This is a genomic window from Cognatundibacterium aquatile (genome assembly GCF_014699135.1).
Lineage (GTDB): Bacteria > Pseudomonadota > Gammaproteobacteria > Burkholderiales > Burkholderiaceae_D > Undibacterium > Undibacterium aquatile.
Map to the genome: position 1 here is coordinate 509,019 of NZ_JACOFT010000002.1, position 17,170 is coordinate 526,188.

The 17,170-nt window shown below is 48.5% G+C and carries 14 protein-coding genes; 5 read left to right on the forward strand and 9 right to left on the reverse strand.

Features of this window, described 5'->3' with window-relative positions; translation table 11 throughout:
* Positions 1-80: 80 nt before the first annotated feature.
* Entirely contained in the window at positions 81-1,382 is a 1,302-nt protein-coding gene (gene aceA, locus H8K26_RS06595) for an isocitrate lyase (RefSeq protein WP_190478248.1), read from the reverse strand.
* 397 nt (positions 1,383-1,779) lie between these two features.
* Between aceA and H8K26_RS06600 the strand changes: the two genes are divergently transcribed.
* Both H8K26_RS06600 and H8K26_RS06605 read left to right on the forward strand, forming a co-directional pair.
* On the forward strand, positions 1,780-1,998 hold the full coding sequence (locus H8K26_RS06600; RefSeq protein WP_186897474.1) for a DUF6500 family protein: 219 nt from the start codon (positions 1,780-1,782) through the stop codon (positions 1,996-1,998).
* 428 nt (positions 1,999-2,426) lie between these two features.
* Complete coding sequence (locus H8K26_RS06605; protein WP_190478250.1) at positions 2,427-2,912, forward strand: hypothetical protein; 486 nt, start codon at positions 2,427-2,429, stop codon at positions 2,910-2,912.
* Between the two features lie 58 nt (positions 2,913-2,970).
* Here H8K26_RS06605 and H8K26_RS06610 read toward each other — a convergent pair whose 3' ends face one another.
* Positions 2,971-5,394: a cellulase family glycosylhydrolase gene (locus H8K26_RS06610; protein ID WP_190478252.1), complete on the reverse strand. Its 2,424-nt coding sequence runs from the start codon at positions 5,392-5,394 to the stop codon at positions 2,971-2,973.
* A gap of 68 nt (positions 5,395-5,462) precedes the next feature.
* On the opposite strand from H8K26_RS06610, the gene H8K26_RS06615 reads away from it, so the two are divergent.
* On the forward strand, positions 5,463-6,806 hold the full coding sequence (locus H8K26_RS06615) for an O-antigen ligase family protein (protein ID WP_190478254.1): 1,344 nt from the start codon (positions 5,463-5,465) through the stop codon (positions 6,804-6,806).
* Here the strand turns inward: H8K26_RS06615 and H8K26_RS06620 are convergent.
* Genes H8K26_RS06620 through H8K26_RS06640 form a run of 5 tightly spaced genes read right to left on the reverse strand, consistent with a single transcriptional unit; the run spans position 6,803 to position 12,178 of the window.
* Positions 6,803-7,852, reverse strand: coding sequence for an acyltransferase family protein (locus H8K26_RS06620; RefSeq protein WP_190478256.1), 1,050 nt, complete (start codon positions 7,850-7,852; stop codon positions 6,803-6,805). The genes H8K26_RS06615 and H8K26_RS06620 overlap by 4 nt on opposite strands.
* A 27-nt stretch (positions 7,853-7,879) precedes the next feature.
* Entirely contained in the window at positions 7,880-8,818 is a 939-nt protein-coding gene (locus H8K26_RS06625; RefSeq protein WP_190478258.1) for a glycosyltransferase family 2 protein, read from the reverse strand.
* A 21-nt stretch (positions 8,819-8,839) separates the two neighbouring features.
* The gene (locus H8K26_RS06630; protein ID WP_190478260.1) at positions 8,840-9,781 is read right to left on the reverse strand and encodes a polysaccharide biosynthesis tyrosine autokinase; all 942 of its coding nucleotides are present in this window, start codon (positions 9,779-9,781) and stop codon (positions 8,840-8,842) included.
* The gene (locus tag H8K26_RS06635) at positions 9,774-11,225 is read right to left on the reverse strand and encodes a Wzz/FepE/Etk N-terminal domain-containing protein (RefSeq protein WP_190478262.1); all 1,452 of its coding nucleotides are present in this window, start codon (positions 11,223-11,225) and stop codon (positions 9,774-9,776) included. The genes H8K26_RS06630 and H8K26_RS06635 overlap by 8 nt, the downstream gene beginning before the upstream one ends.
* Positions 11,225-12,178 carry an SLBB domain-containing protein gene (locus tag H8K26_RS06640; RefSeq protein WP_190478263.1) on the reverse strand — a complete coding sequence of 318 codons (954 nt, stop codon included), beginning with the start codon at positions 12,176-12,178 and terminating at the stop codon, positions 11,225-11,227. Before H8K26_RS06640 ends, H8K26_RS06635 begins: the two co-directional genes overlap by 1 nt.
* Positions 12,179-12,390: 212 nt before the next feature.
* Here H8K26_RS06640 and H8K26_RS06645 point away from each other — a divergent pair, with 212 nt between their 5' ends.
* Entirely contained in the window at positions 12,391-13,350 is a 960-nt protein-coding gene (locus H8K26_RS06645; protein ID WP_190478265.1) for a glycosyltransferase family 2 protein, read from the forward strand.
* A 15-nt stretch (positions 13,351-13,365) separates the two neighbouring features.
* Complete coding sequence (locus tag H8K26_RS06650) at positions 13,366-14,784, forward strand: undecaprenyl-phosphate glucose phosphotransferase (RefSeq protein ID WP_186883471.1); 1,419 nt, start codon at positions 13,366-13,368, stop codon at positions 14,782-14,784.
* A gap of 17 nt (positions 14,785-14,801) precedes the next feature.
* On the opposite strand, the gene H8K26_RS06655 is transcribed toward H8K26_RS06650, so the two are convergent.
* Together H8K26_RS06655 and H8K26_RS06660 are read right to left on the reverse strand one after the other, a co-directional pair.
* A complete protein-coding gene (locus H8K26_RS06655; RefSeq protein ID WP_190478267.1) occupies positions 14,802-15,857 on the reverse strand; it encodes a GNAT family N-acetyltransferase in 1,056 nt (351 codons plus the stop codon).
* A complete protein-coding gene (locus tag H8K26_RS06660) occupies positions 15,847-17,106 on the reverse strand; it encodes a YihY family inner membrane protein (RefSeq protein WP_190478269.1) in 1,260 nt (419 codons plus the stop codon). The genes H8K26_RS06655 and H8K26_RS06660 overlap by 11 nt, the downstream gene beginning before the upstream one ends.
* Between the last annotated feature and the right edge of the window lie 64 nt (positions 17,107-17,170).

The following is a 17,170-nucleotide window of genomic DNA, read 5'->3' on the forward strand; positions in this document are numbered from 1 at the left end:
CATCACAAGCAGCGCGGTCTTTTTTCATGCAAGCCTGAGATTTTCCGGATTTTATCGCCCTCAGCTTTTATCGTAATGAATCAGGCGATCTGTTTCAGCGGCTCCAAAAACTGCTCATTTTCAGTCGAGCCATGCAAAGCGGTGGTTGACGACTGCCCTTGTTGTATCGCCTGCGTCACTGCATCGAAATAACCCGTTCCCACTTCGCGCTGGTGTTTCACCGCAGTAAAACCTCTGGCGGCGGCAGCAAATTCCTGCTCCTGCAATTCAACAAAGGCAGACATGTGGCGGCGCGCATAACCATGCGCCAGATGGAACATGCCGTAATTCAGCGCATGGAATCCGGCCAGCGTGATGAACTGAAATTTATAACCCATCGCACCCAGTTCTTTTTGAAACTTGGCAATCGTGATGTCGTCCAGATTTTTCTTCCAGTTAAACGAAGGCGAGCAGTTATACGCGAGTAATTTGCCGGGGAATTTCGCGTGTATCGCCTCGGCAAACGCCCGCGCAAAAGCCAGATCGGGTTTGCCGGTTTCGCACCAGATCAAATCAGCATATTCTGCATACGCCAGACCACGGGAAATCGCCTGTTGCAGTCCAGGCCGGGTCTTGTAGAAACCTTCCACCGTGCGCTCGCCGGTGCAAAAGGTTTGGTCGTTGGGGTCGATATCCGATGTCAATAAATCGGCAGCTTCTGCATCGGTGCGCGCCAGTATCAGCGTCGGTACGCCCATCACATCCGCTGCCAGACGCGCTGCATTCAGCTTTTCAAGCGCTTCGCGCGTCGGCACCAGGACTTTGCCACCCATGTGACCGCATTTTTTCACCGACGCCAGCTGATCTTCAAAATGCACCCCAGCCGCGCCAGCATCGATCATCGCCTTCATCAATTCAAACGCATTCAGCACGCCGCCAAAACCGGCTTCCGCATCGGCAACGATGGGCGCGAAATAATCAATTTCGTCTTTCCCTTCCGCCCACTGAATCTGGTCGGCGCGCGTCAGGGTGTTATTGATGCGCTTCACCACCAGCGGCACAGAATTGGCCGGATACAGCGATTGATCCGGATACATTTCGCCAGCGACATTCGCGTCGCCCGCCACCTGCCAGCCAGACAGATAAATCGCTTTCAGACCCGCCTTTACCTGCTGCATCGCCTGATTGCCTGTCATCGCGCCGAGTGCATGAATAAACGGCTCACGGTGCAGCAGATCCCACAATTTGAGCGCGCCGTTTTTCGCCAGCGTGTGCTCCACCTGCACCGACCCGCGCAGCCGCACCACATCCGCTGCCGTGTAATTGCGTTTAATGCCTTGCCAACGTGGATTGGCATCCCAGTCTGCCTGTAAAGCATCGATTTGCTGTTCGCGTGTACTCATACTATCCCCTGCTGATCAATTAAATTCGATTTCTATTGATATAAATCATAGGAGTTTTTTTGCGCAGCAACAATGTCTTATATAAGACAGAAAACAGATATTTAACTGTTTAAAATCAATAGCTTAACTTTTTAATTTCGCGATGCGGAAGTGTTTTTCTTAAAATGAGAAAGCAGATTGATGCGCCGAAACAGGATTTCTCATAATGCGGCAAGCTGATTTCATATCACGGTATTTTTAGGGCTGAAGATCGTGCGGTCAACGAAATAACAGCAAGTAATGCATGTCAGTCTTTTGAATCGGCGCGGGCTGCGTTGTCAATTTCACATAAGCATGTTAACGTCGATCTATTCACGGTTATCCCGGCCAGCCAAACACACGCAGAAATATTGAGCACATGAGAGACACACTGAAAAGAAAGATCATCAAAGTCTGTGATGAAAAGATCGAGAGTAAAGGCGACAATGTTGGCCTGTCTTTTTATGCTTTCTTTGCCAACAAAAACGACGACCCCGAACTGCTCATGGAGGCAGCAAGGTGGTGGATACTGGAAAACAAACTAGATCACTTTGAAAAAGCAACAAAGATCAGGCGCATGGTCGAGGCAACACTCTGAGTACGCCTGCGCTTGTCAATCCACTGTCCGCGCACCTGCCCGAAAAGCCGCGCAGTTTGGCAATAGCACCGGTTTCATCCGTTTTTTGCCTGTTAATGGCCAAAATATACTGGGGGGAGTATTTTTAAAAGCCCAATGAATACGCTGAGAATATAGCAAAAACTGCATATACTCCCCTTTTTTTATCAACATGATGGTTTTTAAAGGCGGTAGCCGTGCTTAAACAGACAGGCCGAATACAGGAATGTTGCCGTCGCCGGAGGAGCGATGTTTTTCTCCGTTTAATCAGGTTGGAGATATATTCGATATAAACCAATACAGCAAAGCTCCATGGAGCTTTCACGAAATTTGACGAAAATTATCTTTTTTGACATTCAGAGTTAATCTTCACTTTTGCAAATTAAATCATTCATTAGGCCACAACTCGTATGCAGAATTACTCATGGAAGTGCGCGATATGTGACGAAACTAATCACGAGAATGCAGACAGATGCTCTCGCTGCCAATTTCCTGCACTAGCAACAGCTAAACAATTTTCGAGAGCTCGTGTTGAGTGGAAAGATAAAGCAAAAAGCCTTGCAAATTCGCAAGAACATTGGCAATTCAAGGTTACGACTATCACTGAGCCCCCCAATCCAGCCAAGAAAGCCGTGCAGTATGTACTCAGATTTGTATTGATCTGGCTTATTTGTGCTGCGCTTATCGTAGCCTATGCAACGATCATCAACCCTAGCGGTGATAACTCATTTGCAGGAATGTATCTAATGCTCTTTGAACTACCGTGGGTTTTTATGATTCCAATTTTCCCGGTTGGCACACTTATCAATGTCATTATTGTGGCTTTTATTGGATATACAGCGGGGTCAACCAGCAAAGACACCGTCACCATTGAGCTTGTAAAGCAAACACAATGAATTGTGGTGCAACGGGACGATTTAGCTTCGCTTTAATCGTCTGCCAAAGAGTACGACATCACCGCCCCTCAATCAACACCTCATACCAAACCGTCGGTTTATCCAGCGTGATCTGAAAGCCACCAGCGACACGGCTGATGTCGCTTGCCGCAATCGCGCTCAGGCGCTGGCTCTGACCGTCGAGTGGGTAAATCTGAATTTTATGTGCTTTGGTCGGATAGAAAATGGTCGCTGCAATCTTTTCCTGCCAGACCGGGCCGATTGCGTCGCGCGGGCCTGAGGGTTTGCCTGCATTGCGGCTGTCCGGCTCCAGCGTCCACCATTGATGATCACCAGCATACGGCACCAGTTTCTTGGGTCGGGTGGGAGTCTCGTCCGGCTGGCTGCCCATCGTTGCTCCGCTCAGACTCAGCAAGACACGGCGCGATGTACTTAAAGGCTTGCCATCTCTGCTCATCGCCAGCATCACACCAAACTGCCGCGTATTTTTGGCAAACACGGGCGACATCCATTGTTCTGCGACAGGCTTATCCGTTGCCACACCAAACCCGGCAAACAGGCCGCTATAGGGCGTCGTGACGCGCAAATTCGGGCCATCAGGATGGAACTGCATAGCGCCACCAGCGGCAGACCAAACGGCTGAATTATCCGTTGACGATGCTTGCGTTTCTTCTTTTGACAACGATGCTTGCTCATTGTTATCCGGCGCATCGCTGACGGTAATGCGTTTGGAAAAAGCGTCTTTGATATCGATGTTGCGCTTGCTTTTCAAATAATCGGTGTACGCCGCAGACGAGACGCCATCGCCCAGTGCCCCAAACAGTTGCCGCTGTTCTGCACTGATGGGAATGCGTAACTGTTCGCGCAACACCGGAATCTGAAAATAGCGAAACATGGCGGCAGACATGCCCACGGTGGCGAGTTGCCCGCTCTGCCCGCTGAGGCCAAAGCTGTCCGGCAAGGCTTGCCAGCTATTGCCGTCGGCGTAGTGAAAGAAAAATAATCCGTCCCAATCCTGCGCACTGGCGATCGCGGTCATGACGGGAATAATTTCTGCGCTTTGGCGATTCGGATACGCCTGATTAAATTCGCTGACCACAAATGGTTTTCTGGCATCGCGATAAAACGCCCTTTTCAACAAGGGTTCCCAGCCTTCACGCAAGGCGGAATGATCGCGGATGCGCCAGTCATTTCTGTCCCAGGCCTGATGCGGAAAATCGTAATGATCGACATAAAAATGTTCATCGACGTAATCCATCTCTTGCTGAGCATCGGTATTGAGCAAGCCGCCAAAGTACACTTGCGTGCCGGTCAGCGGCAGATTCGGGCCCACTTCTGCGCGTATCGCTTTGCGCATCGTCGCCAGATATTGCTTGTCCATTTCGACCAGAAAGCGGGTGAAATCCAGAACGCGACGACCGGCACCCTGCTCATGAATTTCATACTCTTGCTCAAAGAACGCAGACGAAGACCAGCCTAATTTGCTGGCAACACGTTGTAAAAAATATTTAAACCGCGCAAACCAGCCTTCGCCATGCGCCAGAACACGCGCCTCATCACTTTTGACGAGTAAGGCACCTTGTTTGGTGAGACCGCAACTGCGCCAGAGTTCGCATGCCTGCTTCAGACTGCCATGCTGGCGCGTAATCCAGTGCTGCCATTGTTGCTGCAACAAACGTTCGTATTCGCCGGATAAACCATCGAGTTCCTTGCGCTGCCAGGCGCCTGCCAGCGAGGATTCGTTATTAATTTCTATCATGGCCAGCGCGGGGTCATCATTGAGCTGCAAACGCCGGATCAACTGCTGCGCATATTCGACTTGCAACGCGATCATGCGCGGTTCGAATACGTGCAGCGGGTGGCTCGCGTAAGGCATGGTTTCACCCGGCAACATCGGCGTCAGCCGGTCAACTGCATAACGAAAGGTATAGCCGACATGCAGATTCAGATTAACGTATATGCCTTCTTGCCTGAGCGCTTCGATCAGGGTGTGCAAGCGCTGCAAAGCAACCGGATTAAAGCTGGGAAACGCACCGCTGTTTAATATGCCCTGCGGCTGTACGTCGCTATCGCTCAGCACAGAATCGAGATGATGTAGTCTGACTGCGTTAAAACCCAGACGCCGCAAACGCCTTGCGATTTTCGGGGCATCTTCTTCCGGTGGAAAATTCGCAGCACCGCTGAGGCTGATACCGAACAGGCGTATGCGCTGATCATCTGCGGTATTGATTTTGTTGTCGGCACCGATGCGATAAAAGTGCGCCTGTTTCACAAACAAACGATCGCTGTGCGTCAGCGGATTATTCATCGCACTGAAATCCGTCACCGCAGAGAGCTGATCTTCATTCACGCTGAACGGAAACCACTCTGCATCTGCGGCAAAGACAGGACTTGCCTGAATAGAAAATACGGCAAGCGCCAGTGTTAACTGAAAAGTCAGTGAGCGCCAGGCGTGTTTGGCCAAATGCAGAAAATAGTTCATGAAATAAATCGCGACAACAGAGCAAGACATTAGAATATCGCACAAACAAATGACAAAGATATGAGTCAATGACAATTCCGCCGGTTTCAGAACAATTTAAGCTCATGCAAGACTATGAAATCCTGCTCATCAGAGCAATGGTGGTCTTATTTGCGGTCTTTTCTTTGCTGCCTTACGGTATTTCCTGGGATTATGTTGGCACATCTTCCTTGACGATGGAAGGCTCGCTGACGACAAAATTAGAATGGGGCAGTCTGTTTCTGGTTGCCTTGTTCGTCATATCAAAACATCTGCCGGAGGTGTTGAAAGACCTGCGTGCTTTGAATCCTTTTCTGGTGCTGGTACTGATCTGGTGCGTGCTGTCGAGTATCTGGTCGCCCTTACCAGCCGTCACATTCAAACGGGCAATACAACTTTACGGCATTGTCCTGATCGGTCTCAGCATACAGCTTGCACCGCGCCCTTTGCATCTGATTGTGAACTGTTTAATTTATACCCTGATGAGCATGCTGGCGCTCTCGCTGGTGATGGCGGTGGCCGTGCCGAGCATAGGTATCGATTATGAGTTGGGCGGTGCGTGGCGTGGCGCACTCTCGCAAAAAAATGAATTGGGCCAGGTCGCCGCAATGGCGATCTTGTTATGGCAAGTAAAAGCCTGCCTGGAAAAAGTGGATTTCAAGCTGCTGTTATTCGTGATTATGTTCAGCTTTTTTATGCTGGTGATGAGTAAAAGTTCGACCAGCATGATCATCACACTTTCGACCAGCGGTATTTTTCATTTACTGAGAAAGCGCCGTTTAAGTTCTGATTATTCGATTACGCGCGTGCTGCTGAGCTTGCTGTGTGTGATTCTGGTTGGGATCTATATTTTTTATATGCAGGAATCACGCTTTCCGACCTGGCCCGAAGTCTCTGCGCCGATTGCAGGTATTTTCGGCAAAGGCTCGGATCTGACTGGCCGCACTGATATCTGGGACTTGGTCTGGCTGGAAATTGAGCGACACTGGGTGCTTGGCCTGGGCTATGGCGCTTTCTGGTTGGGGCCAGACAGTCTCTCGCAATTCGTGATTGATGCGCTGAACTGGATTCCGCTGCAATCGCACAACGGCTATCTCGATATATTGAATGAACAAGGGCTGATAGGACTGGCGCTCTGCATATTAACCTTGCTGGTGCAGGTCAGAATGCTGGTTCTTCTGTCACATAAAGACAGAATACAGGCAGCATTCTGGAGCGCGATGCTGCTCGTTGTGGTGGTCACGAATTTTACGGAAAGCAGCTTGTTCCGCGGGTTTGGTTTTCAGAACGTTTTCTTTATCTTTGCGCTGGTTGCCGTTACCTCGGCCACGCGCAGACTGAATCAGGACAAAGAGAATCCTGATTCAGAATCAAATCAGGATTCCGTTTCTTAATGTGCAAACCGGCGCCCCAAACGTAGAAAAGGAGTTTCCACCCAGCGGCACGACAAGTCTGCAAGAATGAACGAGAGCACGATCATCAAAGGAAATTTCACTGCAAAACTGAGATTGGGCAGCCACATGGTAATGATGCCGAAGACCAGCCAGTGATACAGGTAAAGCGAATAACTGACGCGCCCGATGTACACAAATACCGGCGTGCTCAGGATGCGGCTGGCAATGGTGGTATTCAACACCAGCGCCGGGAATAGGCACATCAAAGCGATACCCTGTATCGAATAACGAAAGCTTTCGCGGAAGTTTTCATCGCGGAACAGCAACGAAAACAGCATCAACATTGCACCAGCCAGAATCACTTTTTTTTGACTGAAAAATTCTAAGGCCCACTCTGTCCGTGCGAGTAAAAACGCAAAACAGGTGCCGTACACAATTGAATCTGCGCGGGTATCGGTGGCTTTGTAAATGCGGTAATGCGGCAGATTGTCGAGCCCGACACCATAGACCAGATAGATGCGCCAGAGCAGCACGCCAATCAACAAACAAATCGCGATACGATAAAACCGCTTGGGCACAGCAATCACAGCGAGAAAAAATACCGGGAAGATCATATAGAAATGTTCTTCGACCGCCAGTGACCATGTGATCGATAAAGGCGGCGGCAATACTTCACCACTGAAGCCGATAAAGATGCCGAAATAATTCGCAAAATAAAAAAATACCGAACTCAGCTCTGTCCATGTCCAGTTAACATGAGCTAACTGCATCGTGATGAGTGAGAGAACAACAAATACAATCAATGCCGGCATCAGCCGGAAAAAGCGCCGTATATAAAACTTTTTAATGCTGATCGTGCCCGTCTTATCCCACTCTGAAATCATCAGGCGGGTAATGATAAAACCACTGATAAAGAAAAAAATCGTGACGCCTAAACCGCCGGGGACGATGTGCCCCAGCCATGCGTGTGATACCAGCACCAGCAAGATCGACACTGCCCGCAGGCCGTCTAATGCCAAAAGTCGCTGTTGATGCAAAGAACTCATAAGAAACCCGCTACTTTATTTTATTTATTAATCACCGTAAGCCTCAGACGCCTTGCCACGGAAATGGCTCAGCTTACCTAATTGAGAGGCTGCAACACGCGCCCAATGAAACGCTTTCAGGGGAGCGAAAAGCATCAGCGCGATAACAAAAACAGAGGCAATACCCATCTGCACAACTGCGCGGAAAGACAACCAGAGCGCATGCCCTGAACGCGCCGATGGCGGACACATTGCCAACTCTGTACGCATAAACAATTGCCCGGTGCGAAACGATCTTTGCAACAACCATGCTGCCCTGGCACGATCCAACGGAACAAATTCAAGCGCAGGAGCATCGTCACACCAGACCATACGACTACCGGACTCGTCGAGACGACGGAACAACATGGAATCCTCACCGCCAGTGCGGCCAAACGCCGGATCAAACGGCCCCTCTGTGCCGCCTTGCACTTGAGTAATCTGCGCAAGCGCGGTGCGACGAACCAGCACATTGCCACTACGGGCATCACGATGATCGATCACGGTTCCTGTCGCTAAACGACGCCGGTCAAAGTAGCCACCTTTTTTTATCCACTCAGGCACGCCATCCTGATATTCGGGCAACACCGGTGCAAACACGACGTCTGCCGAGTATTTTTTTTGCGTACTGAACAAATTCAGTAACCAGTCACGCCGGGGAATCTCGTCATCATCGATCATGCATATCCATTCGCTACCTGCGGCGCGGATCGCGGCATTTCTCGCGAGGGAAATATTCGGCTGACTTAAATTAAGAACGATTAATCGATCGTGATGCTCTGCTTTGAATTCCGCCAGCACAGTTGCAGCCGACTGTTGCGGGTCATTATCGACGACGACGACCTCAATCTGGCAATCCGGTATGTTTTGCGAAAAAACAGCGAGTAATAAACGGCGCAATAACTGAGGGCGACGAAAAGTACAAATACAGACACTGACATCGATCATCTGGTGTATCCGTCCGTCATCTTAAACAGCGCGTCGGAAGAAGGGCAAGCGACGCAGAACTGCTGATATTCTTGCGCGCAACCCTGTGCTGTCGCCCTGCGGCGCGTATTGATTGTATATCGTCCCAATCACATTGACCCCTGCCGCTTGCATATCGCTTCTGGTCTGACGTAAATCGCTTAATACCGTCAGGTCTTTCTGCGCGACCAGTAAAGCAACGCCGATCTGATGTGCAACCATCTGCGCGTCCGAACTTTCAGACGCCGCGCAGGTATCGAATACAAAAGCATCGAACTGGTCGTGGCATGAATCCAGCAATTCCCGCAGTCTTGGTGCCCGCAAAATTTCCAGCGGATTCGGCGCACGTGGGCCGGCAGGCAGAATATGCAAATTGGGCATCAGCGGAATTAAGGCGTCACTCATTGCCAGGCGACCTATCAAGACGGATGATAAGCCGTCGCGAACCCCCAACGAAAACAATTCATGCAAATTACCGGTACGCAAATCCGCGTCAATCAGCAGTGTTTTTCGTCCGACTTGTGACAACGCGATTGCAAGACTGGCGGCCATATATGTCTTACCTTCGGCAGCACCCGGACTGATCAACGCAAATTTGATTTTTTCCTGCGCCCCATACTTCAATAGCAATTCACTACGTAAGCCGCGAATTTCTTCCGCTTCTTTGGAAAAAGGCGCGTGAAAAAAACGCAGCTTCTTATCTGCACTGCCGTTATAAAGGTCCTTGCTGCCAACACCAAACTGCTCACCCAGGGCGGAATCAATTTCTGCCTGGCTAAGTAAACCTAATGCAAGCGCAGCATCACCAAAACGCAATTTTTTTTCTCGCTGTTCGACAGATATATGTTCAACCTGCGCTTCGGTCAGCAAGCCTTTTTGTAAAAACAATTCACCAAGACGCCCAATTTTTGTTGCGCCCGATTGCGCCTCATTCAATTCAGGCATGCGTCTTCCTCTCAGCAATACGACCGATATTTACGTCTTTATCCAGCAGCCTTTCATGAAAGCCGACCTGCGCCATCACGGGAACATCAAATTCCCGCTCCAGATCCTCCAGACAACGAACTTTTCTATGCATCAGCTCAAGTAAAAAAGCCAGACTCAGACCCAGCATCAGACCTGCAATCAGACCAAACACCAGATTATTTTTCAGTAAAGGTTTCGCATGTTTCTCTGGCAGCTCCGCCCATTGCATAACGGTTGCATTCGAGATGACAACATTACTCGTCATCAGCAACTCATCAAATTTTTGTATCGCAGCGTTATAAACTTTCTGCACGCTGTCTAATTGCCGTTGATAGGAACTGATGACATCGCGGTGCTTTTTGTTTTCAAAAGTTTTTTTCTGATAGCCCGCTAATTCTGCCTCCATCACTTTTTCTTGTTGTGCCAGCCTGCTTTCAACAGTCAACTGGGATTGAAATGCCGTTGCCGATTCCTTTTCCAGCTTATCCATCAAAGCTTTTCGTTCATCCTGAATCGCGATGTAACGGGGGTGTCTGACTCCCAAAGTGGTTTTAGCGTTAGCCAGTTGCGTATCAAGAGAAATCAGGGCTGCCTTCAGGCCAGATATATGACCAATACCTGCGATTTCGGGGATATCAGAATTTAAATTACCCTGCTTCAGTAATTTTTCTAAAGATTGTCGCTTTGCCTGCGCCTCAAGCTTTTGCAATTGTATTTCCATCAGCTTGGTACTCAACGCTGACATTTGCCGGGATTCCAGATCGGCACGTTCGTCAACGTCAACGATCTGAAATTCCTGTTGATATGCGGTCAGTTTTTTTTGTATCTCATCCATCTGACGACTTAAGGTTTCCAGTTGCGCGTTGTACTGATCTTTGCGCGCACGCGCCGGTGCGTTCATCATTTCCAGTGATAAATCAATATAAGATTTCACCACCGCATTCACGACTTCTTTTGCATGCTGCGGTGTACCGGCGGAATACTGAATACCAATGACACGACTATTTTTATGCGGTGCGACTTCGATATTTTTTGCGATCGACTCTGCGAGTGCACGTAAACCACCCTGCTCGCCATATCGGGCAATCAGACGCCGGCTGTCTGCTGAATTTTGCAGATGTAACTCGGCAATCACACGTTCAGCCACCTGCACACTTTTAATGACGTCAAACTGCGTCTGCAAATAGCTTTCATCCTGCAGAGGATGAAACTGACGGCCGCCGATAGGATCATTAACTCTGTAATCAATGAAAATATCTGCTGTCGCCACATACGTTTTCGGCAGTAACATGCTGGTGACACCTGCGCCGAGCACCGCAATCATCGTCACAATGAAAATCAAATAGCGACGGGCACGCAGCATCGCGCCTATTTGTGTAAATGAAAGTATTAATTCAACCGAAGGATTTTTCATCTTATTCATTAAAAAATCCGTTCTTTAATCATGACCACATCACCCGGCAATACAGTATCTGATATCTGTGCCGGAATTTCTTTCAACTCTCCGTTATCTGATTTTCGATGAATAATAATTCTCGAAGCAGAGCCACGCTCGGTAACGCCACCGCCGATAGACAATACGCGCACGATATTCAGATCATCCTCCATCGGATACATTCCGGGACGGCGGATCTCTCCGTACACATAGAAATTCTTTTGCTGCCCGATGATCAGCACATCATTCGGCAGAATTTTTTGCATCAGACTGTCATTGTTTTTCTCATCGTCAAAATCGAGCTTCAGCGAAGTAAACTCGCGCAACTCTGTGTGACCGTTCTGACTAGCCCTGCGCAATACCTTCAGATGTTTATCCGCTCTTGGAGTAACGCCACCAGCGAGACTCAACGCTTCTACAATACTCATCTGCCCCTGCAGAGGGAAGCGCCCGGGACGCAGCACTTCGCCTATCACTGAAAAACTGCGACTGACTTGCTGGTTGATTTTGACTGAAACTTTCGGATTCAGTAAGTATTGGCCCTGCTCCAGTTTGCGGGAAAAAATACTGGCTACCTCATTTGCCGTCTTTCCTTTTATGTCTATCGTTCCCACCAGAGGCAAGGTGATAATACCGGTAGGACCAACGATCACATCAGCGCTCAGATCAGGTTGCCCGAACACGGTAATCAACAGTTGATCGCCTTCTCCTACCAGGTCGGAAGAGAAATCAGGTACAGATAAAGCAGATTGTTCCTGCTGAATGGCGGGTGTTTTCTCTGCGGGCAAAGTGGAGAGTTGGCTTTCCACCTTCAGCTTTGGACTGATCGCTTGCTCAGTCTCTTGTGCAAAAACATTAGCAAATAATGAAATCAGCAGAATTCCGGCACAAAAACGCCTTAAAAATTTTGCTTCAAATTTCAAAATAGAAGTAAAAATCATTTAAACCTAAGCTTAGAGGGAAAACCGTTTTATTTTATATTGCCAGAGTAAATAAAGATGCAAATTTTTGTCATACACACAAAATATCTTGCGTTTGAAATGCATCCGCATATCCATGACTTAAAACACAAACATAACAATTATTAACTATTAACAATTGTTCGCACGACACTCGCTACGTTAATATTGCACAAAATGAATGAAAGCAAACTATGGTTCCATCCACAACAGAGCAAGTCCCGCAGCATCCCGTTTTGAATAACAACATCAAGGTTGACTCCAGTGGCTATCAGACAGTACCGCTGGTCATTATCGCTCCTGTTCGCGACGAAGCAGACTTAATCCGTCTGACTCTCGATTCTATGGTTCGCCAAACCATACGTCCTGTTGAGTGGATCATCGTCGATGACGGATCACAAGATGCAACGCCAGACATCGTTCGTGAGTATGCAGAAAAATATGATTTCATCCGTCTGGTGCAAAGACCGGACCGGGGATTCCGCAAAGTCGGTGGCGGCGTTGTTGCCGCCTTCAAGTATGGCGTATCGCAGATCAAACACCAGGATTATCAATACATCGCGAAATTAGATGGCGACATGTCATTTGGGTCGCGCTACCTGGAAATGATGTTTGATCAGTTTGCGAAGGATGAAAAGTTAGCCGCGGTTTCCGGTAAAGTCTTTCGCGAGGAAGATGGAAAAAAAATTGAAGAAATCATCATCGACGAACATGTCGCAGGTCAGTTTAAGTTGTACCGACGTGTCGCGTTCGAACAGATAGGCGGCTTCGTCGAAGAAGTATTGTGGGATGGAATTGATGTACACACAGCAAGGATGAAGGGGTGGAATACCCTGAGTTTTTATCATCCGGAAGCCATCCTGATGCACCACAGGCTGATGGGCTCCTCAGATAAAAATGTCTATCGGGGACGCCTGCGCTGGGGCCGAGGCATCTGGTTTATGGGATATCACCCGCTGTATGCAATTGCATCAGGCATCTTCAGGATGCGCGAAAAGCCCTTCATCATTGGTGGCTTGCTGATTATCGCCGGTTATCTGCAAGCAGCCTTGAAGCATGCTCCCAGATATGACAATCCGGAATTCAGAAAACACCTGCATCAATGGCAGTTAGCACAAATCAAAAGATTATTTTTCAAAAGTAAAACCAAATAAAAAGAATCAGCACTTATGTTCAATTCTCACTCGCATGCTAACTCATCGCAACCGGCACATTTGCTCTCTGTGTTGACGGGAATAGCATTCGGTACCGCAATTTGCCTGACCTTGTTTGCTATTTTGCATCAGGTCGAAGAAACAGATGTGGATGTGTTTGGCATCCGCATCATTATTGCAGGCTTTACCAGCATCATCGTTTTCTCAAGTCACCAGTTACTCAATTCACTGCAGGCTAAAGACGCACTTCCTTTATTTCCCAAATTGAGCTGGCGCTGGTTTATCGTCTTCATGGTCGTGTTGCTGACGGCCTATATCGATAAGGCATCGGAACAACTGTCTCGTAAAGTCATGTTCTTATGGCTGGTGATAACGCCATTTGTTCTGATGAGCGTCGCCATGCTGATAAGGTCTGTTGCCAAAGCTTACTATTCCAACCCCGCCCGCCGCAGAAAAGCAGTGCTGATCTGGTCAAATTCAGCTTCTGCTGGATTAGTCAATGCTTTAAGGGATTCGCCGTTGGCAGCGATAGACCTGATCGGTTTTTTTGATAACAGGAATGAGTTACGCCCACCTATCGATATTAAAAAGCTGGGAAATATCGAAGATGCGGTTGACTGGATCGTTGATCAGGAAACCGGGAAAATGAATGTGGATATCGTCTTTATAGGTATGAGCAGTAAAGAGTCGCCGGAACTTGAAGAGATTATTGAAGTTCTGTATGACAGCACGGCGACGACTTATTTTGTTCCGGAATCTTTAATTTTCGGTATGCCTGGCATTCAACTACGCGAATTAGCAGGTCAGCCGGTGCTGGCATCGACCGAGACGCCATTCATCGGCTTGGCAGCGCTACCCAAAAGGATACTGGATTTTACCGGGGCACTGATAGGTCTGATTCTGTTGGCTCCTGTTTTACTTGCGATTGCCATCGGCGTCCGTCTGAGTTCGGCCGGCCCTGTACTATTTAAGCAAGTCAGATACGGCATCGCCGGGCGACCGATCAATGTGTATAAATTCCGCAGCATGAAAATAGCACCGAAAGATGTTCCGGTGATTCAGGCAAAAGTCGGAGATTCCAGGGTCACTAAATTTGGTAGCTTCATCAGAAAAACATCGCTCGACGAATTACCACAGTTGTTTAATGTGCTGAAAGGTGAAATGAGTCTGGTCGGGCCACGGCCACACGCTGTTGAGCACAATGAACTGTACAGAAAACTGGTGACTGGCTACATGTTCCGCCATAAGATCAAGCCAGGGATCACCGGCTGGGCGCAGGTTAACGGCCTCAGAGGTGAAACGGAAACACTGGAAAAAATGCAGGCGCGTGTTGACTATGATCTGTACTACATGCAGCACTGGTCTATCTGGCTCGATATCGTCATTATCTGGCGCACTCTGAAAGTCGTTTTTGGCGATAAAAATGCTTATTGAGCCGTCATTCATTCGTCTTATTTTTTAGCATTTTTCCAAGCGCGGATCGTTTTTCCCAGATTGGATTCTTTCAGATGCGCCCTTGCCAATAAGTAAGCGCCCTGCGCTTTACTTATCGCTGCAGGAGCAGATACCGCACCCTCGCAGAGAGGAATGAATCCAGTTGCAAAGCGCTGCTTATATGCCTGCTCACCACGTCCCAGGTCTATCAGCTCAATCTGATGCGCCTGCGCCTCTCGGGCGCAGGATGCCAACAAAATCAAACCTGGTGAAAATTCTGCGTAATCCGTGTCGTACCAAGGAAACCAGTAGTGCAAAACGTTACCCGAGCGCGCACCAAAATGGGCAGCGATCATCTTATCGCCCGCATATAGACTTGAGAGTATTCCGCCAAAATCTGTGCTGTGCTGCGAAAAAATTCCATACACAACATCACGTATCCATGGCGTCGCAAAAATATCATGCTCAGCACTCAGCGTTCTGGTGAATTGCGCCGATTTACCCACTAACAAAGCATCAAATTCCGTTGCGCTTCTTGAATCCATGGTGAAAGACAGGGCCCCGAATTTCTTTGCCAGTTTGCGCTCATTGGTTTCCACTTTTTTGAGCAAAGATGCATCACGTTTATCATTCAGACGTTGAGCATAGGCTGCAAAACCACCTTCCAGATTCAGGGTCAATGAACGGCTATGACTCCATGCGCATGCAGAGAAATCAAGCCGTTCCTGCGGCATATGATTAAAACCCATGTAAGCGACACCCATTGTTTTCAGCATTTCACCGATCGGCAAACGATGCTGAAAAGAACAGATTGGGCCCTGATAATCAGTGAGTCCACCACCAATGACATCGGCACGGAAACGATTTGTTTTGTGATAAGGGAAAAACCCGATCACCTGCCCGGCGTCTTCTATCACCAGAACACGCACGTCCCGCCACGCAGCTGCGATAATCTGAGAATATTGCGGATGATAATAAGGACTGCGATAAACGGGAGATACCGACTGTAAATGCTGCCATTGCGTGAGCAAGCCAGGATCTAATTCCGAGGTAGTGATCTGACTAAATTTCATTTTTTTGCTCTTGCGTCAGAAAATACTCTTGCAGATTTTTTTGCAAACTCACTTCGATGACATCTTCAACGAGGACAGATAAGCGGCTGCCTTGCACGGGCTCAAACACAAATACTTTATAGACATCGGCCATTGTCAATAAAGAAGGATTGGCTGCCATCGTCCATAAATCACCACCATCGCTGTTGCGAGCCCACAAAGTTGAAGCGGATGTTACTGTTGGCGACGACACCTGCGCGACCCATCCCGCTTCCAGCATACGCTGCAACAAGCCTTCTATCTCATCGAGCCCGAACCTTGTTTGCGCGCGGATCTGCCCAGCATTAACAATCGCGTTACTTGTGCTGTGCCGGGCAAAAAACAGTACCTGCAATATTTTGATCGCATCTTCAAACGCGCTACCGGGCGTCGGCACATGCCACCAACGCTCATATTTCACAATCGGCAGCGCAGCAGCAATCACCGCACCGATCAAGGTGACTAACCATGACAGATAAATCCAGATCAGAAAAATAGGTACCGCCGCTAACGCGCCATAGACGACGGTGTAAGTAGAAAAATGCGTAATGAAGGCAGCGAAGCCGCGCTTTGAAATTTCAAATACGCATGCAGCAAACAAACCGCCCCAGGCTGCGTCACGCAAATTAACTTTTCTGTAAGGCACAGCAAGATACAGCAAGGTAAACGCGCCCATCGTAAAGACAATAGAAATCGTGGTATAAAAAATTCCACCGATAAACGGAACTGATTTCACTACACCACTGGTGGCCGTAAATAAATAAGACGTCACTGAAATCGAAGCACCTATCAGCAAAGGCCCAAGCGTGATAATGGCCCAATACACCAGAATGCGCTGAAAAATGGGGCGGGAACGCTTAACCTGCCATATCTGATTAAATGTCTTGTCTATCATCGCCATCGTTGCAATCGCGGTGATCATCAGTGCAATACCGCCCACGGCCGATAGCCGGGTCGCTTTTGTTGCGAACTGTGTGAGATAGCCGAGGATAGTGTTGGCTATCCCTTTCGGCATTAAATTCTGGATGAAATAGGCTTCCAGCGAAGTCCTGAAAGTATTAAACAGAGGGAACGCCGTGAATATAGCTAGCGCAACCGTCAGAATCGGCACCAGCGCCAGTACGGTGGTAAACGTCAGACTGCCTGCCACCTGCGACAACTGCCCTTCCCGCAATCGCTTGCGGGCAAACTGAAACAAATTCTGCAAATGCTTCCACAACGGTCCGTGCATACATTTCTTAAATAAAAAATACAAGTCCTCTATTTTACTGAGAGAGTCACAATAAAGCCCAATA

Excerpts from the sequence above, each read along its gene's own strand:
- aceA (WP_190478248.1), bottom strand. The coding sequence starts at position 1,382 with ATGAGTACACGCGAACAGCAAATCGATGCTTTACAGGCAGACTGGGAT.
- H8K26_RS06600 (WP_186897474.1), top strand. The coding sequence starts at position 1,780 with ATGAGAGACACACTGAAAAGAAAGATCATCAAAGTCTGTGATGAAAAG.
- H8K26_RS06605 (WP_190478250.1), top strand. The coding sequence starts at position 2,427 with ATGCAGAATTACTCATGGAAGTGCGCGATATGTGACGAAACTAATCAC.
- H8K26_RS06610 (WP_190478252.1), bottom strand. The coding sequence starts at position 5,394 with ATGAACTATTTTCTGCATTTGGCCAAACACGCCTGGCGCTCACTGACT.
- H8K26_RS06615 (WP_190478254.1), top strand. The coding sequence starts at position 5,463 with ATGACAATTCCGCCGGTTTCAGAACAATTTAAGCTCATGCAAGACTAT.
- H8K26_RS06620 (WP_190478256.1), bottom strand. The coding sequence starts at position 7,852 with ATGAGTTCTTTGCATCAACAGCGACTTTTGGCATTAGACGGCCTGCGG.
- H8K26_RS06625 (WP_190478258.1), bottom strand. The coding sequence starts at position 8,818 with ATGATCGATGTCAGTGTCTGTATTTGTACTTTTCGTCGCCCTCAGTTA.
- H8K26_RS06630 (WP_190478260.1), bottom strand. The coding sequence starts at position 9,781 with ATGCCTGAATTGAATGAGGCGCAATCGGGCGCAACAAAAATTGGGCGT.
- H8K26_RS06635 (WP_190478262.1), bottom strand. The coding sequence starts at position 11,225 with ATGAATAAGATGAAAAATCCTTCGGTTGAATTAATACTTTCATTTACA.
- H8K26_RS06640 (WP_190478263.1), bottom strand. The coding sequence starts at position 12,178 with ATGATTTTTACTTCTATTTTGAAATTTGAAGCAAAATTTTTAAGGCGT.
- H8K26_RS06645 (WP_190478265.1), top strand. The coding sequence starts at position 12,391 with ATGGTTCCATCCACAACAGAGCAAGTCCCGCAGCATCCCGTTTTGAAT.
- H8K26_RS06650 (WP_186883471.1), top strand. The coding sequence starts at position 13,366 with ATGTTCAATTCTCACTCGCATGCTAACTCATCGCAACCGGCACATTTG.
- H8K26_RS06655 (WP_190478267.1), bottom strand. The coding sequence starts at position 15,857 with ATGAAATTTAGTCAGATCACTACCTCGGAATTAGATCCTGGCTTGCTC.
- H8K26_RS06660 (WP_190478269.1), bottom strand. The coding sequence starts at position 17,106 with ATGCACGGACCGTTGTGGAAGCATTTGCAGAATTTGTTTCAGTTTGCC.